Below are 24,146 nucleotides of genomic sequence, written 5' to 3'. Positions count from 1 at the left end.
GTGACCCGCCGCCCAGGGCATGGACCAGCCCCTCGACGGCCGCCAGCCGCATGGACGTGCCGTGGGCGAAAGCCGGTGTTCATCCGGAGAACCTTGACCCAACGCAACATCTCAGCGATGCCCGCCGGACGGTTCGACGTCTGGCCCGATCGTCCGCTAGAGTGCTACCTGCACCGCCGAGAAGCGCGGAGCAGCGCGGACGTGGCTCAGTTGGTAGAGCATCACCTTGCCAAGGTGAGGGTCGCGGGTTCGAATCCCGTCGTCCGCTCGGGAGCAGAGAGGCTTGAGGTCCGTCCCCAGCGGCCTCCCACGGCGGAGTGGCCGAGTGGTTTAGGCAAGGGCCTGCAAAGCCCTGTACGCGGGTTCGATTCCCGCCTCCGCCTCTGATCCTTTCGAGGGCGATTAGCTCAGTGGGAGAGCGCTACCTTGACACGGTAGAGGTCACTGGTTCAATCCCAGTATCGCCCACCGCGAGAAACGTTTTGGCTGTCCTATGAGGGCCACCCGTCACGGGTGGCCCTCTGCGTGTGCGACGGCCGGTGGGCGGTGGGCCGCCCGGAAATCCGGCGATAGGCCCGGCCGCCCGCCGCGCCCATCGCCGGACGAAGCCGGGTCAGCCCGGGCCGGGCGAGGACGCCTCGTCCCCCAGCAGGAACGACGTGATCCCGYCCACAAGGCCCGCCGCCGCCCGGGCCCGCCAGGCCGGGTCGGCGAGCTCGGCCGCATCGGTGCGGTTGCGCATGTTGCCGCACTCCAGGAAGACCTTCGGCACCCGCGAGAGGTTGAGCCCACCGAGATCGGAGCGGATCGTCATACCATCCTCGCCCAGGTAGTCCGCCAGTGGCTGCCCGGTGGCCCGGCCGAAGGCGGATCGCACCATCGCCGCAAGACGTGCCGACGGGGCGAGGATCGGTGCGTTGGCCCGGTCCGGGCTGAGCGCGGGCGCGATGACATGAAAGCCGCGCCCGTCCGCCGGTCCCCCGTCGGCATGTATCGACACCACCGCGTCGGCCGAGGTCCGGTTGCCGATGCGGGCCCGCTCGTCGATGCACGGGCCCACCCCGGAGTCGTTGTCGCGCGTCAGGATCACGCTCGCGCCCCGGGAGCGCAGAATGGCCGCCGCCCGCCCAGCGACGTCGAAGGTGAAGGCGTGCTCCGGGTAACCACTGTCGGTCTCGGCGCCGACGGTGTCGCATTCCTTGTCGAAACCGCCGGCCGGAACCCGCCGGTTGATCGACCCCGCGGCGGCGCCGTTTCCTCCGTTGTGCCCGGGATCGAGAACGACCTTCCGGCCGGACAGGGCGGTTGGTGAGGTCCCGTCCACGCCGGGCCGGGGGCCGGGTGCGCCCGCCCCGGCGGACCCGCCCACCACGAGATGCAGAGCCACCCCGGCGACCAGGGCCACGGCGACCAGGGCCACGGCGGCCGCACCGACAATCCGAAGCAGGATCGATGGTCTGATCCGTGCCGGCATTCGGTGTCTCCCGCCTACGGAGGGGGCCCGTCCCCACCGGAAGTGACCGTACGCGGTCGGCTGCGCGGCGCCCGTACGGGGGCCGCCCGGGCCCGGCCGTCAGCCGGTGACGAAGTCGATCAGTCGTTCCACCGCGCCGAGCAGGCCCACCTCAAGGTCGGTGTAGCTGTCCACCGAGGCCAGGATCCAGCGCCACATCTGCGCCGGGTCCTCCACACCGAGGGCCTGACAGACCCCTTCCTTCCAGGGCTGGCCGCGGGGAATCTCGGGCCAGCGGGGAATGCCGACCGACGCCGGCTTCACCGCCTGCCAGATGTCGATGTAGGGATGACCGGTCACCAGGACGTGGCCACCGGCGACGGAGGCGRCGATCCGGCTCTCCTTCGACCCCGGGACGAGATGGTCCACCAACACGCCGAGCCGGCGGCCGGGCCCCGGGCGGAACCCCGCGACCACCGACGGCAGGTCGTCGACCCCGTCCAAGCTCTCCACCACCACCCCCTCGATGCGCAGGTCGTCACCCCAGACCCGCTCGACCAAGGCGGCGTCGTGCAGACCCTCCACGTAGATACGGCTCGCCCGCGCGACCCTGGCCCGGTGGCGGGGCACCGCCACGGACCCGGACGCGGTGCGCGCCGCGGGGGCCGGGGTCCCGCGGCGGGGACGCACGAGGGTCACCCGCGCGCCCTCGATCAGGAAGGCGCCGGGTTCCAGGGGGAAGACCCTCCGGATGCCGTGGCGGTCCTCCAGCGTCACCCCACCGTTCTCGCTGCCTACCACAGCCCCGCAGAAACCGGTGGCCACGTCCTCGACCACGAGGTCACGCTCGAGCTCGACCTCCGGCGGGCGCACCGGGCGCGGGCGGGCGGCGGGAGCCAGGACGTCCGGCCCGTAGTCTCGACTACGCATCCTGCGAACCTAAGCCGACACACCATCATGATCAGGGATATCGACGCGGGCGTGTCGAAAATGTGAMAGTGTGGTCGTACCGAACGGACGGGTACGCCGGGACAGGCGGGCGTATCGGAACAAACGGGTGCATCGAGATGAACGGGTACATCGGGACAGATTGGTACACCGGGAGAGGTGGGTACACCGCGACGCGAGGGCGGAGCGCGGCGGAGGGGACACGACGATGAGTCAGCGTTACGGGCCGGGGACCGCCCTGCTGATCGTGGACGTGCAGAACGACTTCACCGATCCGGCCGGCAGCCTCTACGTGGCCGGCGGTGAGCAGATCATCGCCGGGATCAATGCGGAGATCGCCGCGGCGGTGGCCGCCGGCTCCCCGGTCTTCTACAGCCAGGACTGGCACCCGCACGAGACCCCGCACTTCGTCACCGGCGGCGGGATCTGGCCGCCGCACTGCGTCGGGGACACCCCCGGCGCCCAGTTCCATCCCGACCTGATCGTCAAGGGTGAGGTGATCCGCAAGGGGGTCGACGGCAGCGACGGCTACTCGGCCTTCTCGGTGCGTGACCCGGCATCGGGGCGGCGGGCCGCCACGGTGCTCGGTGAACGGCTGGCACAGCTGGGCGTGTCGAGGGTGGTGGTCGTCGGGCTGGCCGGCGACTACTGCGTCCAGGAGAGCGCGCTGGACGYCCGGCTGCGGGGCCTGAAGGTGCTGCTGCCACTCGACCTCACCAGGTTCGTCAACCTGCGCCCGGGCGACGACGAGCGAGCCGTGGCACGCCTGCGGGACGCCGGCGTTCTGGTCGGGTGAGAAGCCGGACCAGACGAGCCCGAACCGCCGGTAGCGGTCGAGCCCGAACTGATCGTGGAGCTGTCCTCGGCGGTGGAGACTGACCAAGAGCCGATCGGACCATGCGGTCGGTCAGGCCGCGCAGTCCCGGCAGATCATCCGTCGCTCGTCCACGAGCTGGCTGCGGTGATGCACCAGGTAGCACTGCGTGCAGGTGAACTCGTCGGCCTGGCGCGGCAGCACGCGGACGTTCAGCTCCTCGCCCGACAGGTCGGCGCCGGGCAGGCCGAGCTCGGTTTCGAACGGATCAACGTCGTCACCGAGATCAGCCGCCGCGTCCGCCCGCCGAGCCTTGAGGGCCTCGAGGCTCTGCTCCGAGGCGTCCTCGATGTCAGCTGTACGAGGGGTGTCGTAATCGGTGGCCACTGAAGTAACTCCCAGAGAAGTTGTGCGTAGTCGTGCGCAACCCACAACGCACGACCGCCGGGGTATGTGCCCGTCAGACCCGCGCTACCCCGATGTGGGCTTCACCACACCCTCGGCCCTCAGACGCCCCGGAGAATCCCCTGGCCTTGACCGACGACGTTGCCGCACTGATCTTCCGCAGCCCAGGAGCCTCGTCCACCCCGCCAGCCCGCCCGGCCGACGTCCGGCAGCTCTCCCGCGGCAGCCGGACGGCACGGCCGGCGCCCCGGTCACCTGGCTGCCCCCACCCGGCTACCCGGTCCGGCGCAGCCAGGTGACCGGGGCGCCGTGGGCGCCCCGGCGCAGCGGTTCGAGCACGTCGTCCCAGGCGGTTCCGAGCAGCCGGTGCAGGCCCCGGGAGAGCGTCTCCCGGGCTTCCCCCCGTTCCAGCAGAGCCCGCAGCGCCGCCTCCCCCACGACGACGTCCCCGTTCGCGGCGATCGCGGCGCGGTGCAGCCCTAGCTCGGGGGTGTATGAGTACCGCTCGGCGTCACACCCTGGTGAGGGTCCCTCGACGGTCTCGAACGTGACATGCCCGAGCCGGCGCAGCGCGCCAGCCACCCGCCCCGCGGTAGCAGGCGACGCCCGCCACTCCAGCCCGGCGAAGAGAAATCCGGGCATGCCGGGCTGCGCCGTCCAGGTCAACGACACTGGCGACGACAGAACGCCGGACACGGTGAACTCCAGGTGCGGGCACAGCGCCGGCGGACAGGCGAGAACCGCCAGCTTGCCCGGCACGGCGAAGGACGACGAGCCGGATGACAGCTCACGAGCTGTCGGGGACATTGCGACCACGCGGGACCTCCGTCGACGAGGAACGCCTTCCCCTGCGCCCGTCGACCCGCCCCCGTTCGGCTGAGTGAATCGTCCCATGGTCCGGCTCAGCGGACTAGCCCTACCTCCTCCTGAAGTATCACTAAATGGCCGGAAGTCTTGTCCGCACCAACCATTGGTGACGGGCTCGGGATGGGCCGATCGGGCAGGTCATCCGAGGAGGCGGGTCACCCGAAAAGATCAGGCGACGACGGCCGACGAGCCGCCGGACCGCCGAGCCGCCGGACCGCCGGGCCGGGAGACCCGGGAGTTACGAACCGGTTGACGGAGGTCCCGCGGACGGGCCCTCGGAGGGCGCGGGACGGGTCCCGACGGTCTTGTCCGCCTGGTCCGCACCGCCGAACAGGCCACCGAGGCCGCCGAGGGCGGTGGTCAGCTCGCTGGGCACGATCCACAACTTGCTCGCCTGCCCCTGGGCGATCCGCGGCAGCGTCTGCAGGTACTGGTAGGCCAGCAGTTTCTGGTCCGCGTCACCCTCGTGGATCGCCCGGAAGACGGTGTCGATCGCCTGGGCCTCGCCCTGAGCGGTGAGGATCTGCGCCTCCCGCTCCCCCTCGGCCCGCAGGATCGCGGCCTGCTTCTCCCCCTCGGCCCGCAGGATCTCGCTTTGCTTGACGCCTTCCGCGGTCAGGATCGCGGCCCGGCGGTCCCGCTCGGCCCGCATCTGCTTCTCCATCGAGTCCTGGATGGACTTCGGCGGATCGATGGCCTTGAGCTCCACCCGGTTGACCCGGATTCCCCACCTTCCGGTGGCCTCGTCGAGCACGCCGCGCAGCTGCCCGTTGATCTGGTCCCGCGAGGTGAGGGTCGCCTCCAGGTTCATCCCACCGATCACGTTGCGCAGAGTGGTGACGGTCAGCTGCTCGATCGCCCGGATCACGTTCGCGATCTCGTAGGTCGCCGCCCGCGGGTCGGTGACCTGGAAGTAGATCACCGTGTCGATCCCGACCACCAGGTTGTCCTCGGTGATCACCGGCTGCGGCGGGAAGCTGACCACCTGCTCCCGAAGGTCGATGCGGTCACGGACCCGGTCGACAACCGGGACCAGGATCGCGAGGCCCGGCGTCAGCGTGCGGTGATACCGGCCCAGCCGTTCGATGACCATCGCGCGCGCCTGCGGCACGATGCGCACCGCCCGGACCAGAAAAATCAGTAGGACCACCGCGATCACCGCGGCGGCGATCACTCCTGCCATGGCGTACCCCTCACTGTCAGCCCCCTCGATGTCGGCCGTCCCGATGCCGGCCGGTTGAAGGCCGGCCGGCCCGATGTCGGCGCTGTCACATCCACTGGCATCGCCGGGGGCGCCGGGGCCCCGGTCGTCAGAGCTCGAAACTGTGGACGATGGCGGTGGCACCATCGATGCGCAGCACCCGCGCCTCGCTGCCGGCCTCGAGCACGGTGGTGGTGGGGTAGGACCGAGCCGACCAGATCTCTCCTTTGATCTTCACGCGACCCCCGCCGCCGTCGACCCGCTCCACCACCATCGCRCGCTCTCCGACGAGCGCGTCGGCACCCGTGAGCAGGGGCGGCGTACGTTGCAGCTGACGCTTCGCCACCGGACGCAGTCCCAGCCCAAATCCACCYGCCGCGACCACGAAGGCGACGATCTGCCAGACCAGATCGACGCCGAGCAGCGCGACACCGGCCCCGATGAGCGCGGCCAGCGCGAACATCGCCAGCGTCAGGTCCAGCGTCAGTAGTTCGCCGACGACCAGGGCGCCGGCGATGACGATCCAGATCGTCCCGTCGGACATGACTCCATGATAGACTGCGGCGTTCAGCAGGCGATCAAAGAATCTTCAAGGATCGCAGGCCCCGCGAACCCGGGATGAAGCGACCCCGGCCCGCGAATACCGTTCGGCCCGTAGGCTTCGGTCGTATGTCACAGGTATGGCCCGGCAGCCCCTATCCCCTGGGCGCCACATACGACGGATCGGGCACAAATTTCGCGATCTTCTCCGAGGTCGCCGACCGGGTCCAGCTGTGCCTGTTCGACGACGCGGGCAACGAGGAGCGGATCGACCTGCGGGAACGGGACGCCTTCGTCTGGCACGCCTACCTTCCCACCGTGGGACCGGGCCAGCGCTACGGCTATCGGGTCCACGGGTCCTACGACCCCGCCCGAGGGCTGCGCYGCAACTCCACCAAGCTCCTCCTCGACCCGTACGCGAAGGCGGTCGACGGGGAGGTCGCCTGGGACCAGGCGGTGTTCCCCTACACCTTCGGCGACCCCGACAGCGTCAACGACGCCGACTCCGGCCCCCACATGATGAAGTCGGTGGTAATCAGCCCGTTCTTCGACTGGAACGGGGACCGCCCGCCACGCCGGCCCTACAACGAGTCGGTGATCTACGAGGCGCATGTCCGGGGGCTGACCAAGAACCATCCCGGCCTGCCGGAGGAGTACCGCGGGACCTACGCGGGAGTCGCCCACCCGGTGATGATCGACCACTATCGCAAGCTCGGCGTGACCGCGATCGAGCTGCTGCCGGTGCACCAGTTCGTCCATGACGAGCATCTGGTCAGCCGCGGGCTGCGCAACTACTGGGGCTACAACTCCATCGCGTTCCTGGCGCCGCACAGCGGCTACTCCGCCTCCGGCGGCCACGGCCGCCAGGTGCAGGAGTTCAAGGGAATGGTCAAGAACCTGCACGAGGCCGGAATCGAGGTGATCCTCGACGTCGTCTACAACCACACCGCCGAGGGCAACCACATGGGTCCGATGCTGTGCTTCCGCGGCATCGACAACAGCGCCTACTACCGGCTCGTGGACAACCGTCCCCAGTACTACATGGACTACACGGGCACCGGCAACAGCCTGCGGGTACGACACCCGCACGTGCTACAACTGATCATGGACTCGCTGCGTTACTGGGTCACCGACATGCACGTGGACGGGTTCCGGTTCGATCTCGCGGCGACCCTGGCCCGGGAGTTCTACGACGTCGACCGGCTGTCATCGTTCTTCGACCTCGTCCAGCAGGATCCGGTGGTCTCCCRGGTCAAGCTGATCGCGGAACCGTGGGACCTCRGCGAGGGCGGTTACCAGGTGGGGAACTTCCCCCCGCTGTGGACCGAGTGGAACGGTAAATACCGCGACACCGTCCGCGGCTTCTGGCGCGGGCAGGACCACGGGATCGCCGAGTTCGCCTCCCGGCTGACCGGATCGAGCGACCTGTACGAGAACAGCGGGCGCCGGCCGTGGGCATCGATCAACTTCATCACCGCGCACGACGGGTTCACCCTGCACGACCTGGTCTCCTACAACGAAAAACACAACGAAGCCAACGGCGAGGACAATCGGGATGGCTCCGACGACAACCGGTCGTGGAACTGCGGAGTCGAAGGGCCCACCGACGACCCGACCGTCCTGTCCCTGCGCGCCGCGCAGACCCGTAACCTGCTGACGACGCTGTTGCTGTCCCAGGGGGTGCCGATGCTGGTCGCCGGAGACGAGATGGGACGCACCCAGCAGGGCAACAACAACGCGTACTGCCAGGACAACCCGATCTCCTGGCTGGACTGGTCCGACGCCGAGCGCAACGCCGACCTGATCGAGTTCACCGGCATGCTGTCAAGGCTGCGCCATGATCATCCGATCTTCCGCCGCCGCCGGTTCTTCCAGGGCAAGTCGCTGCGCGGGCAGGGCGGCACGACGCACGGCGCGGCCGAGGCGGTCACCGGCGGGCAGGCGGGCGGCCAGGACGCGGACGGCAGTGGCGGGCGCTCCGGCGACGACCCCGCCGTCAAGGACGACCCCGCCGTCAAGGACATCGCCTGGCTCCGCCCGGACGGCACGGAGATGTCCGACAGCGACTGGGAGTCCGGGACGGCGCGATCACTCGGCGTCTACCTCAACGGTGAGGGGATACCGGACCCCGACGCGCTGGGCCAGGCCATCATCGACGACTCGTTCCTGCTGTTCTTCAATGCCCACCATGAACCGGTCGGGTTCCAGGCGCCGGCGACCAGTTTCGGCAGTTCGTGGGAGATCGTCGTCGACACCCGGGCGTCGACGGCCGAGGTCGACGCCCGGCTCAGCGACACCGCGCTGCTCCACTCGGCCCTCGATCCCGCGAGCATGGGAAGGGCCGTGAAGGCCGGCGATCCCATCGAACTCGACGCCCGCTCGACCGTCGTGCTGCGCCGTGTCAGCTGACCCGACGCACCCCGACGGGGGGTACGGCGCCGACCGGGTGGTACCGACCGCCACCTACCGGCTCCAGCTCAACCTGGACTTCTCCCTCACCGATGCGGCGGTCGTCGTCCCCTACCTGGCCACGCTCGGCGTCTCCCACCTGTACCTCTCGCCCGTGCTGGAGGCCGCGCCCGGCTCGACCCACGGCTACGACGTCGTCGAGCACGGGCAGATCAATCCCGAGCTGGGGGGAGCCGGCGGGCTGCGCCGGCTCGTCGCCGCGTGCCGCAAGGCGGGACTCGGCCTGATCGTCGACGTCGTCCCCAACCACATGGCGATCGCCCCGGAAACGACGAACGCGGCCTGGTGGTCGGTGCTGCGCGAGGGACCCGAATCCCCCTACGCCAGCTGGTTCGACATCGACTGGGCCTCCCCCGACAACCCCGGCCGGGTGTTGGTGCCGATCCTGGGCGCCGGGCTCGCCGACTGCCTGGCGGCCGGGGAGATCTCCGTCGAACAGGACGAGGACGGCGACTGGGTCGTCGTCTACTACGACCACGTGCTGCCCGTCGCCGCGGGCACCGCCAACCCCGACGACGTCGCCGCGACCCTCGACGCGCAGTTCTACCGGCTGTGCTGGTGGCGGGTCGCCGCGACCGAGCTGAACTACCGGCGGTTCTTCGATATCACGACCCTGGCGGCGCTGCGCCAGGAGGACCCGGACGTGTTCGCCGCCACGCACCGGATTCTCATCGAACAGGTCCGCGCGGGGACCTTCGACGGGCTGCGCATCGACCATCCGGATGGGCTCGCGGACCCGGAAGATTACCTGCGCCGGCTGTCGGAGGCCACCGGCGGGGTGTGGACCGTCGTCGAGAAGATCCTGGAGGATGACGAGGCGCTGCCGGACACCTGGGCCTGCGACGGCACCACCGGCTACGAGGGGATCGGCCGGCTGACCCGGCTGTTTCTCGACCCGATGGCGGGTCATCCCCTCGCGGTGCTCTACGGCGAGATCACCCGTGCGGACCCCGACTACGAGGCCGAGGCGCGGGCCGCCAAGCTCGACGTCCTCGCGGGCGTGCTCCAGCCCGAGGTGGACCGGCTGACAAGCCTCGCGCTCGGGGAGGCCAGGGAGGCCCGGGCCGACCTCACCCGAACCGGTCTGCACGAAGCGATGTGCGAGATCCTCGCCGCCTTCGACGTCTACCGGGCCTACATCCGCCCAGACGGCACGCCGAGCCTGGAGGCCCGCGGGCACGTGGTCCGCGCCTGCGAGCAGGCCCGGTCCCACCTGCCGGGGCGGGCGACCGAGGTCGATCTCATCGAGGACCTGGCGCTGGGCGGGCCGGCCGAGTTCGTCGTCCGGTTCCAGCAGACCTGTGGGCCGGTGATGGCCAAGGGCATCGAGGACACCGCCTTCTACCGGTATGCCCGGCTGCTGGCACTGAACGAGGTCGGCGGCAACCCCGGCCGCTTCCCGGCGTTCACGACCGGGCACCCACGCAGCGCCGTCACCGAGTTCCACGAGGCGAACCTGTCGGTCCAGCGAAACTGGCCACTGACGATGACCACCCTGTCCACGCATGACACCAAGCGGTCGGAGGATGTGCGGGCCCGGCTCGCGGTGCTGTCTGAGGACCCCCGCGGCTGGGCCGAGGTGGCCGGCCGGCTCGCGCGGCTCGGGGAACGCCACCGCGACACCGAGCAGGGCTGGCCCGACCGGGTCACCGTCTACTTCCTGCTGCAGACCCTGGTCGGCGCCTGGCCGCTGCCCGCCGACCGGGCCACGCAGTACATGCTCAAGGCCGTCCGGGAAGCGAAGACCCACACGAGCTGGACCGACCAGGACCCCGGCTACGAGGCGGCCCTGACGAACTACATCGAGTCAGTGCTGGAGGACGACGAGTTCGTCGGCATCCTGGAGCGGTACGTCGCCACGCTGGTGGAGCTGGGCCGGCAGAACTCGCTGGCCCAGAAGCTGCTCCAGCTGACCATGCCGGGGGTGGCGGACGTGTACCAGGGCCAGGAGCTGTGGGATCTCTCCCTCGTCGATCCGGACAACCGGCGGGCGGTCAACTACGGTGACCGCACCAAGCTGCTCGCCGAGATCGGTGTGGAGTCGACCGCCGAGACCGGTGCGCCGCGGCGCCCGCCGACCCTCGACGACTCCGGCGCGGCGAAGCTGCTCGTCGTCGCCCGGGCGCTACGGACCCGCCGCGACCATCCCGAATGGTTCGGGGCGGACGCGATCTACCGGCCGCTGTGGGCCTCCGGCTCGGCCGCGGAGAACGTCGTCGCCTTCAGCCGGTCCGAGTCCGTCGTCACCGTGGTGCCCCGGCTTGTCCTCGGCCTGCGCCGCGGCGGCGGTTGGCGGGACACCACCATCCCCCTGCCCGAGGGACGCTGGACGGACGTGCTCACCGGCCGCAAGCACGACGGCGGCACCGCCTATGTGCTCCGGCTGCTACGCGACTTCCCGGTGAGCCTGCTCGTCCGCRCGTAGCACGCGGCAGGCCGGCCCCGGCCAACATCTGGTGGCCCGCGRCCGGGCTGGCAGGGGCGGCTCACGGCTGGGTCGCCTGCCTCTCACCGACCCTGAGCCAGACCGTTCAGCCGCCCGTGCGTTCCACCGCGCGTGCGGCAAGGTCCCGGCAGCCGCAAGATGGTCCCTAGGTCATGGCAAGACCCTGGTCCCAGGCTCCTGGCAAATGACATCGCGCACCGGCTCACGCCCGTCATGTTGCAATCCCTCGTAGGGATCATGAGGACCTGGTGGTGGCCCACCCGCCGGTTCGTCATGGTCATGTTGCAATCCCTCGTAGGGATCATGAGGACCTGGTGGTGGCCCACCCGCCGGTTCGTCATGATCATGTTGCAATCCCTCGTAGGGATCATGAGGACCCGAAAATCAACGCGCAGGTGGGACGGCGTGTCGTAGGCCCGGYGGAGGGGCGGGAGTGCAGCGAACCTCCGGTCGAACATCACGACAGCAAAATCATGGCATAACGGTGCCATACGATCAAGATGTGGAGGCATCGCGCGGCGGCTGCCCTCCCCTCCGGGGACTACCTCGCTGCCATCTCGGTGCCATCCGGCTCGGCATGCCGGGCAGCCGGGCGCCTTCGGCCGGGGACCGATGTCGTCACCATTGTCGCCGTCACGGCGTGTCCGACGGCTCTGGCAGGTAGACAAGACCGATGAGCACCCTGCGGCTGTGGGCCCCTGAGGCGAAGACGGTCAGCCTGGTCGTGGCGGGCTCCGCCGGCGACTCGACGCACGAGATGACCGCCGGGAAACGGGGGTGGTGGTGGGTCAACGTCCCGTCCGCGAAGCATGGCACGGACTACGCCTTCCTGCTCGACGACGGCAGCGAGGAGCTGCCCGACCCCCGATCGGCCTGGCAGCCGGGGCCGCTGGGGGTTCACGGCCGGTCGCGGCTGGTTGACCACTCGACCTTCCCCTGGACCGACGGGACCTGGCGGGGCATCGCGCTGGCCGGCAGCGTGCTCTACGAGCTGCACGTCGGGACGTTCACCCCGGAGGGCACCTTCGACGCGGCCATCGGCAAGCTCGACCATCTCGTCGAGCTCGGCATCGACGCCATCGAACTGCTGCCGGTCAACGCCTTCCCGGGCCKGCACGGCTGGGGTTACGACGGCGTCGGTCTGTTCGCGGTGCACGAGCCCTACGGCGGCCCGGACGGGCTCAAGCGCTTCGTCGACGCCGCGCACGCTCGCGGCCTCGGCGTGATCATGGACGTCGTCTACAACCATCTCGGTCCGGACGGCAACTACCTCGGCCGCTTCGGGCCCTACTTCACCGACCGCTACAGCACTCCGTGGGGCCCCGCGGTCAACCTCGACGCCCCCGGCTCCGACGAGGTCCGCACGTTCATCATCGACAGCGCCCTGTCCTGGCTGCGCGACTACCACTGCGACGGGCTGCGTCTCGACGCCGTCCACGCCTTTCAGGACAGCCGGGCACTGCACCTGCTGGAGGAGATCGCCGAGGCGGTCCACCGGCTCGGCGCCCAGCTGCGCCGCCCGCTGTTCGCYGTCGCCGAGTCGGACCTCAACGACCCGAAGCTGGTCGCCRCACCCGAGGCCGGCGGGTACGGCCTGGACGRGCAGTGGTGCGACGACATCCATCACGCGCTGTGGGCAACCCTGTCCGGCGAACGGCAGGGGTACTACGGGGACTTCGGTTCGATCTCGACCCTCGCCCACGCGCTGACCAGTGGGTTCGTCCACGACGGCGGCTACTCGACGTTCCGCGGGCGCTCCCACGGCCGGCCGATCCCCCCGACCACGCCCGCCTACCGGTTCGTCACCTTCCTGCAGAACCACGACCAGATCGGCAACCGGGCCGCCGGCGACCGGGCGTCAGCCACGCTCAGCGACGGCCTGCTCCGGATCGGTGCGGCCCTGCTGCTCACCTCGGCGGTCACCCCGATGCTGTTCATGGGCGAGGAGTGGGGTGCCCGCACCCCCTGGCAGTACTTCACCGACCACACCGCCCCCGGGCTGGGGGACGCGGTGCGGGAGGGTCGGCGCGCCGAGTTCGCCGCCCACGGCTGGGAGCCGCAGGACGTTCCCGATCCCCAGGACCCGGCGACCTTCCAGCAGTCGAAACTCGACTGGTCCGAACCAGGCCGGGAGGGTCACTCCGACCTGCTGGACTGGCACCGCCGGCTGATCGCGCTGCGTCGCCGGCTGCCGGCGCTGACCGACCCGGCGTGGTCCTCGGTCGCGTGCACCTTCGACGAGGAGGCCCGCTGGCTGGTGGTCCGTCGCGGCGACGTGGCGATCGTCGTGAACCTGGCCGCCGAACGGCAGGCCGTCCCCCTCGACGGCGTCCCGTTCGACGCCCCGGCCGCATCCGCCCACGGGTTCACCTACATGCCGGGACGGGTGGAACTCGACGGCGAGTCGGTCGTGATCATCCGCCTGCTCCCCCCGGTCGAGCCGACCGCTGGCTGACCTGTCCGCGCACCAGCCCTCAGCGCACCAGCCGTCAGCGCCGGGTGTGGTCCCTGGACAGCACGAAATAGAGTCCGCCCAGCACCGCCAGCCCCACCAACAACACCATGACGAGCAGCACGACGTAGGTTCCCATGCACCCATGGTCGCAGGCCTCGGCACAACCGCCAGCGGGTCGTCCACGCCCGGAACGGCGAACAGATACTCCGGCCGGTCCGGCGTCCGGACCGCAGGCTCCGACACCCCACTCGGGTGCGTCAGCCGCACGTTCGGGCCGCCGCACCCGGCCGGGTGCGTCAGCCGGGCAGCATCCCGGCGACGCGGCCCGCGGTGTCGTTCCCCGCCGCGGCGTCCCGGGCCAGCGCGCTCAGCCGGGACATGGCCCGCTGGTACTTCTTGCGATGCGGCCCGGCGAGCAGCTCCGCTCCGAACAGCTCCCCGAAGGGCACGCCGGAGGCCACGACCGGGATCGACCGGTCGTAGAGCCGGTCGGCGAGGACCACCACCCGCAACGCCACCGCCTGATCCTCGACCGGCACGACCCGGTGCAGGCAGACCAGGGTGACCCCGGCCACGAGCGCGCCGTACCGGGAGGGGTGCAGCCCGGCGAGGTGCTCGCACAGCGCGGCGAATCCGTCCTCGGTCGCYCCCTCCACGGCAGCCGCCCGCGCGCCGACCTCGTCGTCGGTACACGGCGGGGGCGCGGCCGGAAGACCCCGGTGCCGATAGTCCTCCCCGTCCACCCGGAGGATGTCGAAGCTGGCCGCCAGACCCTGGATCTCACGGCGGAAGTCGGCGGCGGCGAACCGACCGGCACCGAGGTCCTCCGGCTGGGTGTTGCTCGTCGCGGCCAGGTGGACACCGGCCTCGACGAGCCGAGTCAGCAGGCTGGACACCAGCACCGTGTCGCCGGGATCGTCGAGCTCGAACTCGTCGATCGCGACCAGGCGCAGGCCCGCGAGGGCCCGCGCGGTCGCGGCGAATCCCAACGCGCCGACCAGGGAGGTCAGTTCTACGAACGTGCCATACGCCTTCGGACCGGGCACGGCGTGCCACAGCGAGGCGAGCAGGTGGGTCTTACCGACGCCGAAGCCGCCGTCGAGGTACACCCCCGGCCGCATTCCGGACGGACCGGCGCTTCCGGAACGGCGCGGGCCCGATCCGAACGGACCCGACACCCCCGTCCCCCGGGTCAGGAGCCCGCACAGGCCGCCCTTCCCAGAATGGCCCGCATACCTGGAACGGCTGGAACGGCTGGAACGATCTGAACGGCTGGACCGCCCGGACGAGGCGGTCAACCGGTCGGCGAACGCGGACAGCGCCATGACCGCGGCGGCCTGGCTCGGCTCGGCCGGATCGGSCAGGTAGCCGGCGAACCGGACCGCGTCGAACCGGGGCGGCGGGACGAGCGCCGCGACCAGGTCCCCGGGCGGCACAATCGGCCGGCGATCGACGAGACGCTGCGCCACCCGCCCAGCGTACGGAGACGCCCGTACCCGCCGTCCCGGCCCGCGGTATCGCGGCCGACGTCACAACGACCGCGATACCACAACGGTTGATCGGCCCCGGGCCGGCCATGGGCTCGCCGCCGACCTGGGTTCGCCGCCGATCGGATGACCAGCACCGTCGCCCGTTACAGTCGGCCCGGTGCGACGTATCTTCCCGGTTCCACCCCCGTTCGCCGGTTCCGCGGGGGCCGCCGGGGCGGTGGCCCCCGGAAAGGCCGCGGCGACCACAGACGCCGCAGCGACCACAGACTCCACGGCCGCGGCGGGCGCCGGGCTCGCGAGGAAGGCCATCGAGGACATCGAGGCCGTCGAGGACATCGAGGACATCGAGGACATCGATCTCGACGAGGTGTACGCCTACCCCCCGTCCGCCGCGCATACCCCCTACATCCGGGCAAACTTCGTGGCCTCGGTCGATGGGGCCGCCGAGGTGGGCGGCCGCTCGGGCCCCCTGGGCGGGGAAGCCGACCTGCGGGTCTTCCGGTTGCTGCGCTGGCTCAGCGACGTGGTGCTGGTCGGTGCCGGCACTGCCCGGACGGAGAACTACGGGCCGGTGGTCATCCCGCCCGAACGGAGGGAGCGGCGCGTCGCCGCGGGGCTCGCGGCGGTGCCCCCGATCGCGGTCGTGACCGCGACGGCGGGCTTCGACCCGGGTGCCCGGCTGTTCCGCGGGGAGATCCGACCGGTGCTACTGACCTGCGAGACCGCGCCCCTCGATCGGCGCCGGCGGCTGGCGGCGGTCGCCGACATCGCGATCTGCGGCGRCAGCGCCGTTGAACCCGACCTCGCCGTCCGGGCCCTGGCGGAACGGGGAATGACCCGCATCCTCACCGAGGGCGGTCCGCTGCTGCACTCCCAGCTCGCCGCGGCGGGTCTCCTCGACGAGCTGTGCCTGACGATCGCCCCGGTACTGGCCGGACCGGGCCGACTCGGGATCATGAAAGGCGAGCCGTGGCCGGCACCGGCCGCGCTCACCCTGACCCAGATCCTCGCCGAGGACGACGTCCTGTTCCTGCGTTACCGGCGCTGAACCGGCGTTACCGGCGCTGAACCGGCACCGGCGTCATCCACAGGCGGCCGAACCGGCACCGGCGTCATCCACAGTCGCGTCGCCGCGCGGGCGCGGGCGGGCGGGCCGCTGTTAGCGTCGCCACCGGTAAACCTGATCACGATCTGGGTGGTGTGCGCATGACGGTGCCCGAGGGACGTCGCGCGACGGTGGCCGTCGCCCTGACCCAAGCCCGGCGTGCCCGGCTGGACGTAGCCGCCGCGCTGGAGCGGATCTCGGCGGTCGGTGCCGAGGCCTGGGAGGGTCGTCAGGCCGAGGTCTGGCAACGCCGGATGCGGCGGCTCGCGGCGGAGGCGGCCATGGCCCTCGATCGGTGCGTGCAGGCCTGCGAGACAGCGTTGCAGGTCCGCGAGACAGCGTTCGCCCCGGCGGGCCCCGGCGGGCCGCGGAAGGTCGGCTGACGCGCATGCCCGGACCAAGCGACCGGGTGCTCGTCGACCCCGACCGGATGCGTGTGCTGGTGTCCAGCGTGGCCGAGGMCGGGGATCTGCTGCGCTCCTGGTCCCACTCCCTCGTCGCGGCGTTGACGGATGCCGGGTTGCCGCCCACCCCGGCGGAACGGCTCGGCGCGCTGGAGGACGAAGTCAAGGCCGAGGTCACCATGCYGCGGCGCCGGCTGCGTCTCGCCGAGGGTGTCGACGACGGGATCGGCATCACGATCAGGCCGACATCCGCCCCGCTTCGGCGGCCGGTGCACCGCGAGGCGCCGGGCATTCCTGGTACCTCCGAGGCGCCCCGCACCTCCGAGCAGGCCGTGGCCGCCGGACGGGCGTTGGCGCACTCGCTGCGGGGGGACGAGCCGGACCGGCACGGATCAGGCCGGCACGGAACGGGCCGGGGCGGAACGGGCGGAAACGCCTCAGGCATGGTCACCCCGCGTGACGCGCTGACCGTGCTGCGGTCCCGGATGAACGATCCGGACTTCGTCCTGGGCTTTCACGACGCGCTGGGACCCGACGGGCTCGCGCGGCTGCTCTACCGGGTGGAGGGACTGTCGCGGGGGCCGATGGTCCACCGTCCACCCGAACCGCTCGGCTTCGACCGGCGGGAGGCCGAACGGATCCTCGGCGCCACCCTGGCCTCCTACAGCCACCGGCGAACTCTCGACGCCGCCTGGCTCGGTCGGTTCAACACCGCCGGGAGGACCGACACGGCCGAGACGGTCCTACTGACCCCCCTGCTCGCCTCGGCCCGCCTCGACAGTGCGCTGCTAGACCGGCTGGGCCGGATGGCCTTCGGACCGGGTGACCGACCGGGTAACGGACCAGGTGACGCCGCGGTCGCCCCGTCGGCGCCGCACGACGTCGGCCTGCTCGCCCCCGCCGCGGCCGGGCCCACGAGCCGGGGCCGACCGACCGTCACCGACTACCAGGGGGTGCTGCTGGACGCCATCGCCGCGACCCCGGCGCTGGCCGCCCGGTTCGCGGCGGACCACATCGACACCATCCTGCGCGGCGCGGCCGTGCTCGCCCTTCCGCTGCCGGTGGATCTCGCGACGGCCCGATCCCTGGAAGATGCCTGGATCCGGCTGGTGGCCGCGGCGGGAAGCCAGGAGAGCCGCCGTGCCGATCCGCGGGCCTCGGCCTCGTTCGTCTCCCGGCTGGCCGGGGCCGTCCAGGCGACCGGTGACCGGCCATTGCTCCTCCGGCTGCGGGCGGCCCTCGTCCCGGCGCTACGGACCTATCGGGACGAGCTCTACGACGCCGTCACCGCCGTGGTCCCCGGTCCCACGGTGGACCCGCAGGCCGGGGCCGCGGCGGCGCAGTCCGCCCTGGTCGAGCTGATCCCGCTCGAGGCGTGGGAGTCGCTGTTGCGGGAGTGCCTGCGCGGCGGGGCGCTGGCCGGTCTGCTCGCCCAGGATGTCACGACCTACGGTCTTCGTCTCGACGACCAGGTGGCCGCCTCGGTCCAGGGCTGGAAAACGGCCCCCGGCGGGTATTCGTCGAGCCCCCTGGCATTGGGCTACCTGCGGGTCGAACGCGCGCAGGCGTTCTTCGCCGGCGCCCTCGCCGATGCGACCGAGGCGGTGCTGCGCGAGCATGCCGACGCGGTCGGCGCCCACCGCCGGCAGCAGGCGGTGCTGCTCGACGTGCTCGGGGAGGTGGGCAAGTCCATCGATCCGACGAACCCACCGGGCACCTTCGTCCATCTGGGCGTCGGGGTCACCGTGGAGATGATCGAGGCCTGGATCCGGGCCCGTTACAGCGACCTGCCGACCACCCGCCCCGCCCAGGTCGTCGCGGACCTGCGAGACGCCTCCCGGGTCCTGCCCGGCTGGGCGGCGGCCTACGAGACCAGCGCCCGCCGGCTCTGGGCCCGCCGGGATCGTGACCCGCTCCGGCCGATCGCGGTGGCCCCCGCCGGCGGGCCGTGCCGCGTCTACACCGGCGATCCGAGGGCCGACGGGTTCATCACCTCGCCGGCGGAGAACTTCCTCGACGCCTCGGGGAATCCGCGTCCGTCCGCGCGGATGACGCCGACCCAGCGGCGTGCCTATGCCGCCTGGCTCGCGAGCCCGGCGATGGTCGCGAACAACGACCGCATCTCGTTCCTCGACGGCCGGGCCGGCAGCCGGGGATCCTCCCTGCCACCGGACTGGGGGCGGCGGCCGGGCTGACCCGGCCCCCGGCTCTCCCCGTCGCCACCGGCTAGATGATCATCCCGGCGCCGAGAGTGGTCCCGGTCGACTCGTCGATGAGCAGCAMGCTGCCGGTGTTCCGGTTGCGGCGGTACAGGTCGTAGCACAGCGGGGACGTCGTCCGCAGGGCGATCCGGCCGATGTCGTTCAGACCCAGCGTCTCGACGGTCTCGTCGCGGTGCAGGGTGTCGATGTCGACGCGGTAGCAGATGTCGGTGACCATCGCCCGTACCGAACGGGTGGTGTGCTTGATCCCGATCCGGGCCCGGCGGCGCAGCGGGGCGTCGACCATCCAGGAGACCATCAGGTTGAGTTCCTGGCCGACGGTCGGCTGGTTCATCGGCCGGGCGATCATGTCGCCCCGGGAGACGTCCAGATCGTCCTCGAGCCGGATGGTCACCGACATCGGCGGGAAGGCCTCGTCAACCGGGCCGTCGAACGTGTCGATGCCGACGATCCGCGTGGTCAGCCCGGAGGGCAGGACGACGACCTCGTCGCCGGGCTTGAGCACCCCGCCGGCGACCTGACCGGCGTACCCGCGGTAGTCGTGCAGGTCGTCGTTCCGCGGCCGGACCACCCACTGCACCGGGAAGCGCACATCGATGAGGTTGCGGTCGGAGGCGATGTGGAGCTCCTCCAGGTGGTGCAGCAGCGAGCTGCCCCCGTACCAGGGAGTGCTCGGCGACCGGGAGACCACGTTGTCCCCGCCCAGCGCGGAGATCGGGATCGTCGTGACGTCGACGATCTCCAGTTTCGCCGCGAAGTGCCGGAACTCCTCCTTGATCTTCTCGAAGACGTCCCGATCGAAGTCGACGAGGTCCATCTTGTTCACACAGAGCACCAGATGGGGCACGCGCAGCAAGGACGTCAGGAAGGCGTGCCGGYGGGTCTGCTCGACGACCCCCTTGCGCGCGTCGACGAGCAGCAGCGCGAGGTCGGCGGTGGACGCGCCGGTGACCATGTTGCGGGTGTACTGCACGTGCCCGGGGGTGTCAGCGAGGATGAACGACCGCCGGGGCGTGGCGAAGTAACGGTACGCGACGTCGATCGTGATGCCCTGCTCCCGCTCGGCCCGCAGACCATCGGTGAGCAGCGCGAGGTCGACGTAGCCGTCGCCGCGCTCCCGACTGGTCCGCTCGACCGCGGCGAGCTGGTCGGAGAACAGCGACTTCGTGTCGTAGAGGAGCCGCCCGATCAGGGTCGACTTCCCGTCGTCGACGGACCCCGCCGTCGCGACCCGCAGCAACTCGGCCATCAGAAGTACCCCTCCCGCTTACGGTCCTCCATCGCCGCCTCGCTGACCCGGTCGTCAGCCCGGGTCGCGCCGCGTTCGGTGAGCCGGGTGGTGGCCACCTCGGCGATGACCTCCTCGACGGTCGCCGCGGTTGACTCGACCGCTCCGGTGCAGGTGATGTCGCCCACCGTGCGATAGCGCACCTGCCGGGGCGCCGCCGTCTCACCGGCCAGGGGGCGGGTCAGCGGCGTGACCGCCAGCAGCATGCCGTCACGCTCGAACACGTCCCGGCGATGCGCGTAGTAGATGGAGGGGATCYCCAGCCGTTCCTGGGCGATGTACCGCCAGATGTCGAGCTCGGTCCAGTTCGACAGCGGGAACACCCGGATGTGCTCACCGGGGCGGTGCCGGCCGTTGTAGAGCGACCACAGCTCGGGGCGCTGGTTCTTGGGGTCCCACTGGCCGAACTCGTCCCGGAAGGAGTAAACTCGCTCTTTGGCCCGCGCCTTCTCCTCGTCCCGGCGCGCGCCGCCGAACACCGCGTCGAACTTGTTGTCGGCGATGGCGTCGAGCAGCACCGGTGTCTGTAGCTGGTTACGCGAGGCTCCCGGACGGGTGTCTTCGGTGAGCACGCCCTCGTCAATGGCGGCCTGGACGGAACCGACCACCAGGCGGGCGGCGAGCTCCGCCGCCCGCCTGTCCCGAAACTCGAGGACCTCGTCGAAGTTGTGCCCGGTGTCGATGTGCAGCAGGGGGAACGGCAGCTTCGCGGGCCAGAAGGCCTTCTGCGCGACCCGGAGCATGACGATCGAGTCCTTCCCGCCGCTGAACAGCAGGGCGGGACGCTCGAACTCCGCGGCCACCTCGCGGAAGATGTGGACGGCCTCGGCCTCAAGCATCTGCAGCTGGGTGAGCTCGTAACCCATCACCGGCACGCGAAACCCCCCGTCGAGGCGATGTGTCCCACCAAAGTAGCGGACACGGCGGCCCTGCCGGCGGTTTCGGCGGCATTACGCCCCTCACGGTGGACCCACATCCACGACCGACGCCATCCAGAACAACCATGGATCGACAATCGCCACCCTCCGCGGCCGCTCCGAGCGCACTCCGCAGGCACGCGCCTCAACCGCCGGAGCCCCCCGCGGCGCCGATCGCCCGGAGAACCTCCGATGCCCAGCTCGCAGCACAGATGACCAGGTCGGGCAACAGCGGGTCGGGCTGGTTGTACCGCAGCGGCGAGCCGTCCAGCCGGCTGGTGTGCAGCCCCGCCGACCGCGCGACCGCCACCGGGGCGGCGGAGTCCCACTCGTACTGGCCGCCGGCGTGCAGGTAGATCTCGGCTTCCCCGCGGATGACGGCGCCGGCCTTCGCACCGGCCGAACCCATCGGGACGATGGTGGCGCCCAGTGCCTCCGCGACCTCCGTGACCAGCTGTGGGGCCCGGGTCCGGCTGACCACGATCCGTGGCGGACGCGYCCCGGCCAGCTGCGGCGGCAGCCCGCCCGCGCTGGACAGCGTCAACCCGAGCGCCGGCAGYGCCACCGCGCCCGAGACGAGCTCGCCGGCCTGCCAGAGCGCGACATGCACCGCCCAGTCCGACCTGCCGGGTTCGGCGAACTCGCGGGTGCCGTCCAGGGGGTCGACGATCCAGACCCGCTCCGCGGACAGCCGCGCGACGTCGTCAACGCCCTCCTCGGACAGCACAGCGTCCCGCGGGCGGTGCCGCGCCAACGCCCGGGTCAGGAGCTGATGCGAACGCGCGTCCCCGGCGTCACGCAGGGTCGCGGGTTCGGCGAACCCGACCTCCTCCCTGATCCGCAACAGCAGTTTGCCGGCGTCCGTGGCCAACCGTCGGGCCAGGACGTCGTCATCGAGTTCGTCGGTCGCGATGTCGACCGGCACGGTGGACGGCGGGCGGGTGTCATCGGTGTTCATTGGGATGGAGTCTGTCACCAGCTACCGTCGCAAGTGTGAGTACCACCTCCCATCCCGCCCCCGATCCTGATCACCGCCCCAGGTCCGGTGCCAACGGTGCCGCCGGTGTGACCGGCGGATCTGGCAAGTCCGGCGGGTCCGGACCAACCCCCGTCCTGGCGACGCCGGCCCGGGGCGCGGAGCTGACGGCCGCGTCGGTCGCCTGGCCGTCGCTGACCCTGCGCCCGACCCAGCTCGCCGAGCTGGAACTGCTGCTGCTCGGTGCCTTCGGGTCGGAACCCGGTTATCCCGAGGACCCCGAGATCAACGGCGTGCCGGTGCCGACCCTCGTCGTCGGCGCGGCCGAGGCCGAGGCACTGACACCGAGTTCCACGGCGGCCCTGCGGGACACCGAGGGAGTGATGATCGCGGCGCTGCACCTCCGAACGACCATTCCCCTGCCGGACCAGCCGGGGGGGCCGGACGGACCCCGGGTCCGGCTAGTCGGCACGGTCGAGGGCATCCGGCTGCCCCACCACCCCGATCATCCCGGCCTGCGGCTCACCCCGGCCCAGGTCCGGGCCGAGCTGCTCGCCCGAGGCTGGATCAGCCTCGAGGCGGGTTCCGGCGCGTGCTGGGCGGTGTGGGCGGACGGCCTGCTCCACACGGCGGACGTGGGCCGGATCCGGGCGCTGACCCGGCAGGGCAAACGGTGTGTCGTCCTCGCCCCGGTGGGTGGCGCCGATCCCGCGGACGCCGAGCATCACCTGCGGGTCCGTTGCCTGCTCGCCGCTCTCAAGGCGGTTGACGCCCCGTTGCGGGCCGCCGAGGCGACGCTCTCCTCGGAGGCGCTCGCCGCCGACGCGATCAGCCCGCCGGGTGTTGCCGGCCGGCGGTCGGAACCGCCGCCAGACCCCTACCGGCGGCCGAAAGCCGGCGAGGCAGGAACGCCGGAGCACCGCAGCCTGCTGGTCCTCGTTCCGGTCATCCCGTCGGAGGCGCTGGCCACCCCCCGCGAACCGGGCATGAGCGCGACGGTCCTGAAAACATCCGCGAAACCGAGCGACGCGGCGGCAGGGGTACCGGGCCCGGCCACGGCCGTGACGCCCGCCCCCCCAGCGCCGACGGACCTGGCGGACATCGCGTGGGCGGCGGCGGGCGCGGCCTGGACAGGCGTGGAGACGGCGGCGAGCTCCGCCGACGAACTGGCGAAACTCGCCGCCCAGCGGGCGCATCTGGCCAGCTTCTACGGCCTGACCGGCAGCCTCATCGGGCCGGCGATCGGGGCACCCGGGCGGATGGAGCTGGCCTCGCTGCTCGACGCTGGCAACCCGATACCGGCCGAACTGACCCCGCCGACGGTGGCCGCGGAGCTCTCCCGCGCCATCCCACCACGTTCGAAGCGGGGCCTGACCGTGTTTCTCACCGGGCTGTCCGGCTCCGGGAAGTCGACGCTGGCCGGCCTGCTCGTCTGTCGACTGCTGGAATACGGCGGACGCCGGCTCACTTTGCTCGACGGGGACGTCGTGCGGACCCACCTGTCCCAGGGACTGGGATTCTCCCGCGCCGACCGCGATATCAACGTCCGACGGATCGGCTTCGTCGCGGCCCAGGTCGCGGGAGCCGGAGGCACCGCGGTGTGCGCGCCGATCGCGCCGTACGCCGACGTGCGCGCCCAGGTCCGGGGGATGGTCCGGGCCGCAGGCGGCGGATTCGTGCTGGTACACGTGTCCACACCGCTGGAGGTGTGCGAGGCGCGGGACCGGAAGGGGCTCTATGCCAAGGCGCGCGCAGGCGTCCTGCCCGCCTTCACCGGCGTGTCCGATCCKTACGAGACGCCGACCGACGCCGACGTCACGGTGAACACCGCGGAGCTCTCCGCCGAGGACGCCGTGGACCGGATCATCGACCACCTACGCCACGCCGGCTGGCTGACTAGCTGATCATGCGGGCCCCCTAATACGCCCCCTCGCGACGCAGCACGGCGAACACGGTGCGCCAGAGGATGACGAAGTCCATCGCCAGTGACCAGTTCTCGACGTAGCGCAGGTCGAGACGGACCGACTCGTCCCATTCGAGGTCCGACCGGCCGCTGATCTGCCACAGGCCGGTCAGCCCCGGCTTCACCATCAGCCGGCGGTGCACGTCGTCCTCGTAGCGGGCGACCTCCGACGGCAGCGGCGGA

The 24,146-nt window shown here is 71.3% G+C and carries 19 protein-coding genes and 3 tRNA genes; 11 read left to right on the top strand and 11 right to left on the bottom strand.

Annotated elements, in window-relative coordinates; all coding sequences use genetic code 11:
* Nucleotides 1-195 precede the first annotated feature (195 nt).
* The 3 genes from CcI156_RS02590 (at nucleotide 196) to CcI156_RS02580 (ending at nucleotide 468) form a co-directional block, all read left to right on the top strand.
* Nucleotides 196-268, top strand: a tRNA-Gly gene (locus tag CcI156_RS02590).
* A 43-nt stretch (nucleotides 269-311) separates the two neighbouring features.
* Nucleotides 312-383, top strand: a tRNA-Cys gene (locus CcI156_RS02585).
* Nucleotides 384-396: 13 nt separating this feature from the next.
* A tRNA-Val gene (locus CcI156_RS02580) sits at nucleotides 397-468 on the top strand.
* A gap of 145 nt (nucleotides 469-613) precedes the next feature.
* On the opposite strand, the gene CcI156_RS02575 is transcribed toward CcI156_RS02580, so the two are convergent.
* Nucleotides 614-1,474 (bottom strand): N-acetylmuramoyl-L-alanine amidase, encoded by an 861-nt coding sequence (locus CcI156_RS02575; RefSeq protein WP_076804194.1) that lies wholly within the window; start codon nucleotides 1,472-1,474, stop codon nucleotides 614-616.
* 99 nt (nucleotides 1,475-1,573) lie between these two features.
* Nucleotides 1,574-2,383, bottom strand: coding sequence for a DUF3097 domain-containing protein (locus CcI156_RS02570; protein WP_076804193.1), 810 nt, complete (start codon nucleotides 2,381-2,383; stop codon nucleotides 1,574-1,576).
* Nucleotides 2,384-2,609: 226 nt separating this feature from the next.
* On the opposite strand from CcI156_RS02570, the gene CcI156_RS02565 reads away from it, so the two are divergent.
* On the top strand, nucleotides 2,610-3,197 hold the full coding sequence (locus CcI156_RS02565; protein WP_076804192.1) for an isochorismatase family protein: 588 nt from the start codon (nucleotides 2,610-2,612) through the stop codon (nucleotides 3,195-3,197).
* 111 nt (nucleotides 3,198-3,308) lie between these two features.
* On the opposite strand, the gene CcI156_RS02560 is transcribed toward CcI156_RS02565, so the two are convergent.
* The 4 genes from CcI156_RS02560 to CcI156_RS02545 all read right to left on the bottom strand — a co-directional run bounded on the left by CcI156_RS02560 (nucleotide 3,309) and on the right by CcI156_RS02545 (nucleotide 6,232).
* On the bottom strand, nucleotides 3,309-3,602 hold the full coding sequence (locus CcI156_RS02560; protein WP_011435797.1) for a DUF4193 domain-containing protein: 294 nt from the start codon (nucleotides 3,600-3,602) through the stop codon (nucleotides 3,309-3,311).
* Between the two features lie 291 nt (nucleotides 3,603-3,893).
* Complete coding sequence (locus tag CcI156_RS02555) at nucleotides 3,894-4,427, bottom strand: DUF3145 domain-containing protein (protein ID WP_035732894.1); 534 nt, start codon at nucleotides 4,425-4,427, stop codon at nucleotides 3,894-3,896.
* A gap of 298 nt (nucleotides 4,428-4,725) precedes the next feature.
* A complete protein-coding gene (locus tag CcI156_RS02550) occupies nucleotides 4,726-5,670 on the bottom strand; it encodes an SPFH domain-containing protein (protein WP_011435795.1) in 945 nt (314 codons plus the stop codon).
* A 127-nt stretch (nucleotides 5,671-5,797) separates the two neighbouring features.
* Nucleotides 5,798-6,232, bottom strand: a complete 435-nt coding sequence (locus CcI156_RS02545; RefSeq protein WP_011435794.1) for an NfeD family protein — start codon at nucleotides 6,230-6,232, stop codon at nucleotides 5,798-5,800.
* A 125-nt stretch (nucleotides 6,233-6,357) separates the two neighbouring features.
* On the opposite strand from CcI156_RS02545, the gene glgX reads away from it, so the two are divergent.
* The 3 genes from glgX (at nucleotide 6,358) to treZ (ending at nucleotide 13,598) form a co-directional block, all read left to right on the top strand.
* Nucleotides 6,358-8,637, top strand: coding sequence for a glycogen debranching protein GlgX (glgX, locus tag CcI156_RS02540; protein WP_076804191.1), 2,280 nt, complete (start codon nucleotides 6,358-6,360; stop codon nucleotides 8,635-8,637).
* On the top strand, nucleotides 8,627-11,122 hold the full coding sequence (gene treY / locus CcI156_RS02535; protein ID WP_254847240.1) for a malto-oligosyltrehalose synthase: 2,496 nt from the start codon (nucleotides 8,627-8,629) through the stop codon (nucleotides 11,120-11,122). Before glgX ends, treY begins: the two co-directional genes overlap by 11 nt.
* A 694-nt stretch (nucleotides 11,123-11,816) precedes the next feature.
* Entirely contained in the window at nucleotides 11,817-13,598 is a 1,782-nt protein-coding gene (treZ, locus tag CcI156_RS02525; RefSeq protein ID WP_076804190.1) for a malto-oligosyltrehalose trehalohydrolase, read from the top strand.
* 296 nt (nucleotides 13,599-13,894) lie between these two features.
* Here treZ and zapE read toward each other — a convergent pair whose 3' ends face one another.
* On the bottom strand, nucleotides 13,895-15,067 hold the full coding sequence (gene zapE, locus CcI156_RS02520) for a cell division protein ZapE (RefSeq protein WP_076804189.1): 1,173 nt from the start codon (nucleotides 15,065-15,067) through the stop codon (nucleotides 13,895-13,897).
* A 178-nt stretch (nucleotides 15,068-15,245) separates the two neighbouring features.
* Here zapE and CcI156_RS02515 point away from each other — a divergent pair, with 178 nt between their 5' ends.
* From CcI156_RS02515 to CcI156_RS02505, 3 genes are all read left to right on the top strand, one after another.
* The gene (locus tag CcI156_RS02515; protein WP_076804188.1) at nucleotides 15,246-16,136 is read left to right on the top strand and encodes a pyrimidine reductase family protein; all 891 of its coding nucleotides are present in this window, start codon (nucleotides 15,246-15,248) and stop codon (nucleotides 16,134-16,136) included.
* Nucleotides 16,137-16,294: 158 nt separating this feature from the next.
* Nucleotides 16,295-16,576: a hypothetical protein gene (locus tag CcI156_RS02510; RefSeq protein WP_011435787.1), complete on the top strand. Its 282-nt coding sequence runs from the start codon at nucleotides 16,295-16,297 to the stop codon at nucleotides 16,574-16,576.
* A gap of 5 nt (nucleotides 16,577-16,581) precedes the next feature.
* Nucleotides 16,582-18,792: a hypothetical protein gene (locus tag CcI156_RS02505; RefSeq protein ID WP_076804187.1), complete on the top strand. Its 2,211-nt coding sequence runs from the start codon at nucleotides 16,582-16,584 to the stop codon at nucleotides 18,790-18,792.
* A gap of 31 nt (nucleotides 18,793-18,823) precedes the next feature.
* Here CcI156_RS02505 and CcI156_RS02500 read toward each other — a convergent pair whose 3' ends face one another.
* From CcI156_RS02500 to CcI156_RS02490, 3 genes are all read right to left on the bottom strand, one after another.
* Nucleotides 18,824-20,068 carry a sulfate adenylyltransferase subunit 1 gene (locus CcI156_RS02500; protein WP_076804186.1) on the bottom strand — a complete coding sequence of 415 codons (1,245 nt, stop codon included), beginning with the start codon at nucleotides 20,066-20,068 and terminating at the stop codon, nucleotides 18,824-18,826.
* Nucleotides 20,068-20,973, bottom strand: coding sequence for a sulfate adenylyltransferase subunit CysD (gene cysD / locus CcI156_RS02495; RefSeq protein ID WP_076804264.1), 906 nt, complete (start codon nucleotides 20,971-20,973; stop codon nucleotides 20,068-20,070). The genes CcI156_RS02500 and cysD overlap by 1 nt, the downstream gene beginning before the upstream one ends.
* A gap of 196 nt (nucleotides 20,974-21,169) precedes the next feature.
* Nucleotides 21,170-21,982, bottom strand: coding sequence for a 3'(2'),5'-bisphosphate nucleotidase CysQ (locus CcI156_RS02490; RefSeq protein ID WP_076804185.1), 813 nt, complete (start codon nucleotides 21,980-21,982; stop codon nucleotides 21,170-21,172).
* Between the two features lie 35 nt (nucleotides 21,983-22,017).
* Here CcI156_RS02490 and cysC point away from each other — a divergent pair, with 35 nt between their 5' ends.
* Nucleotides 22,018-23,904, top strand: coding sequence for an adenylyl-sulfate kinase (gene cysC, locus CcI156_RS02485; RefSeq protein ID WP_035732900.1), 1,887 nt, complete (start codon nucleotides 22,018-22,020; stop codon nucleotides 23,902-23,904).
* A gap of 13 nt (nucleotides 23,905-23,917) precedes the next feature.
* On the opposite strand, the gene CcI156_RS02480 is transcribed toward cysC, so the two are convergent.
* Nucleotides 23,918-24,146: sugar transferase (locus CcI156_RS02480; RefSeq protein ID WP_139341402.1), on the bottom strand; the 229-nt coding region annotated here is incomplete at its 5' end.

Source organism: Frankia sp. CcI156 (assembly GCF_001983015.1).
Lineage (GTDB): Bacteria > Actinomycetota > Actinomycetes > Frankiales > Frankiaceae > Frankia > Frankia casuarinae.
The sequence above is the reverse complement of the archived record's forward strand: the minus strand, read 5'-3'. Positions and strand labels throughout refer to the sequence as shown.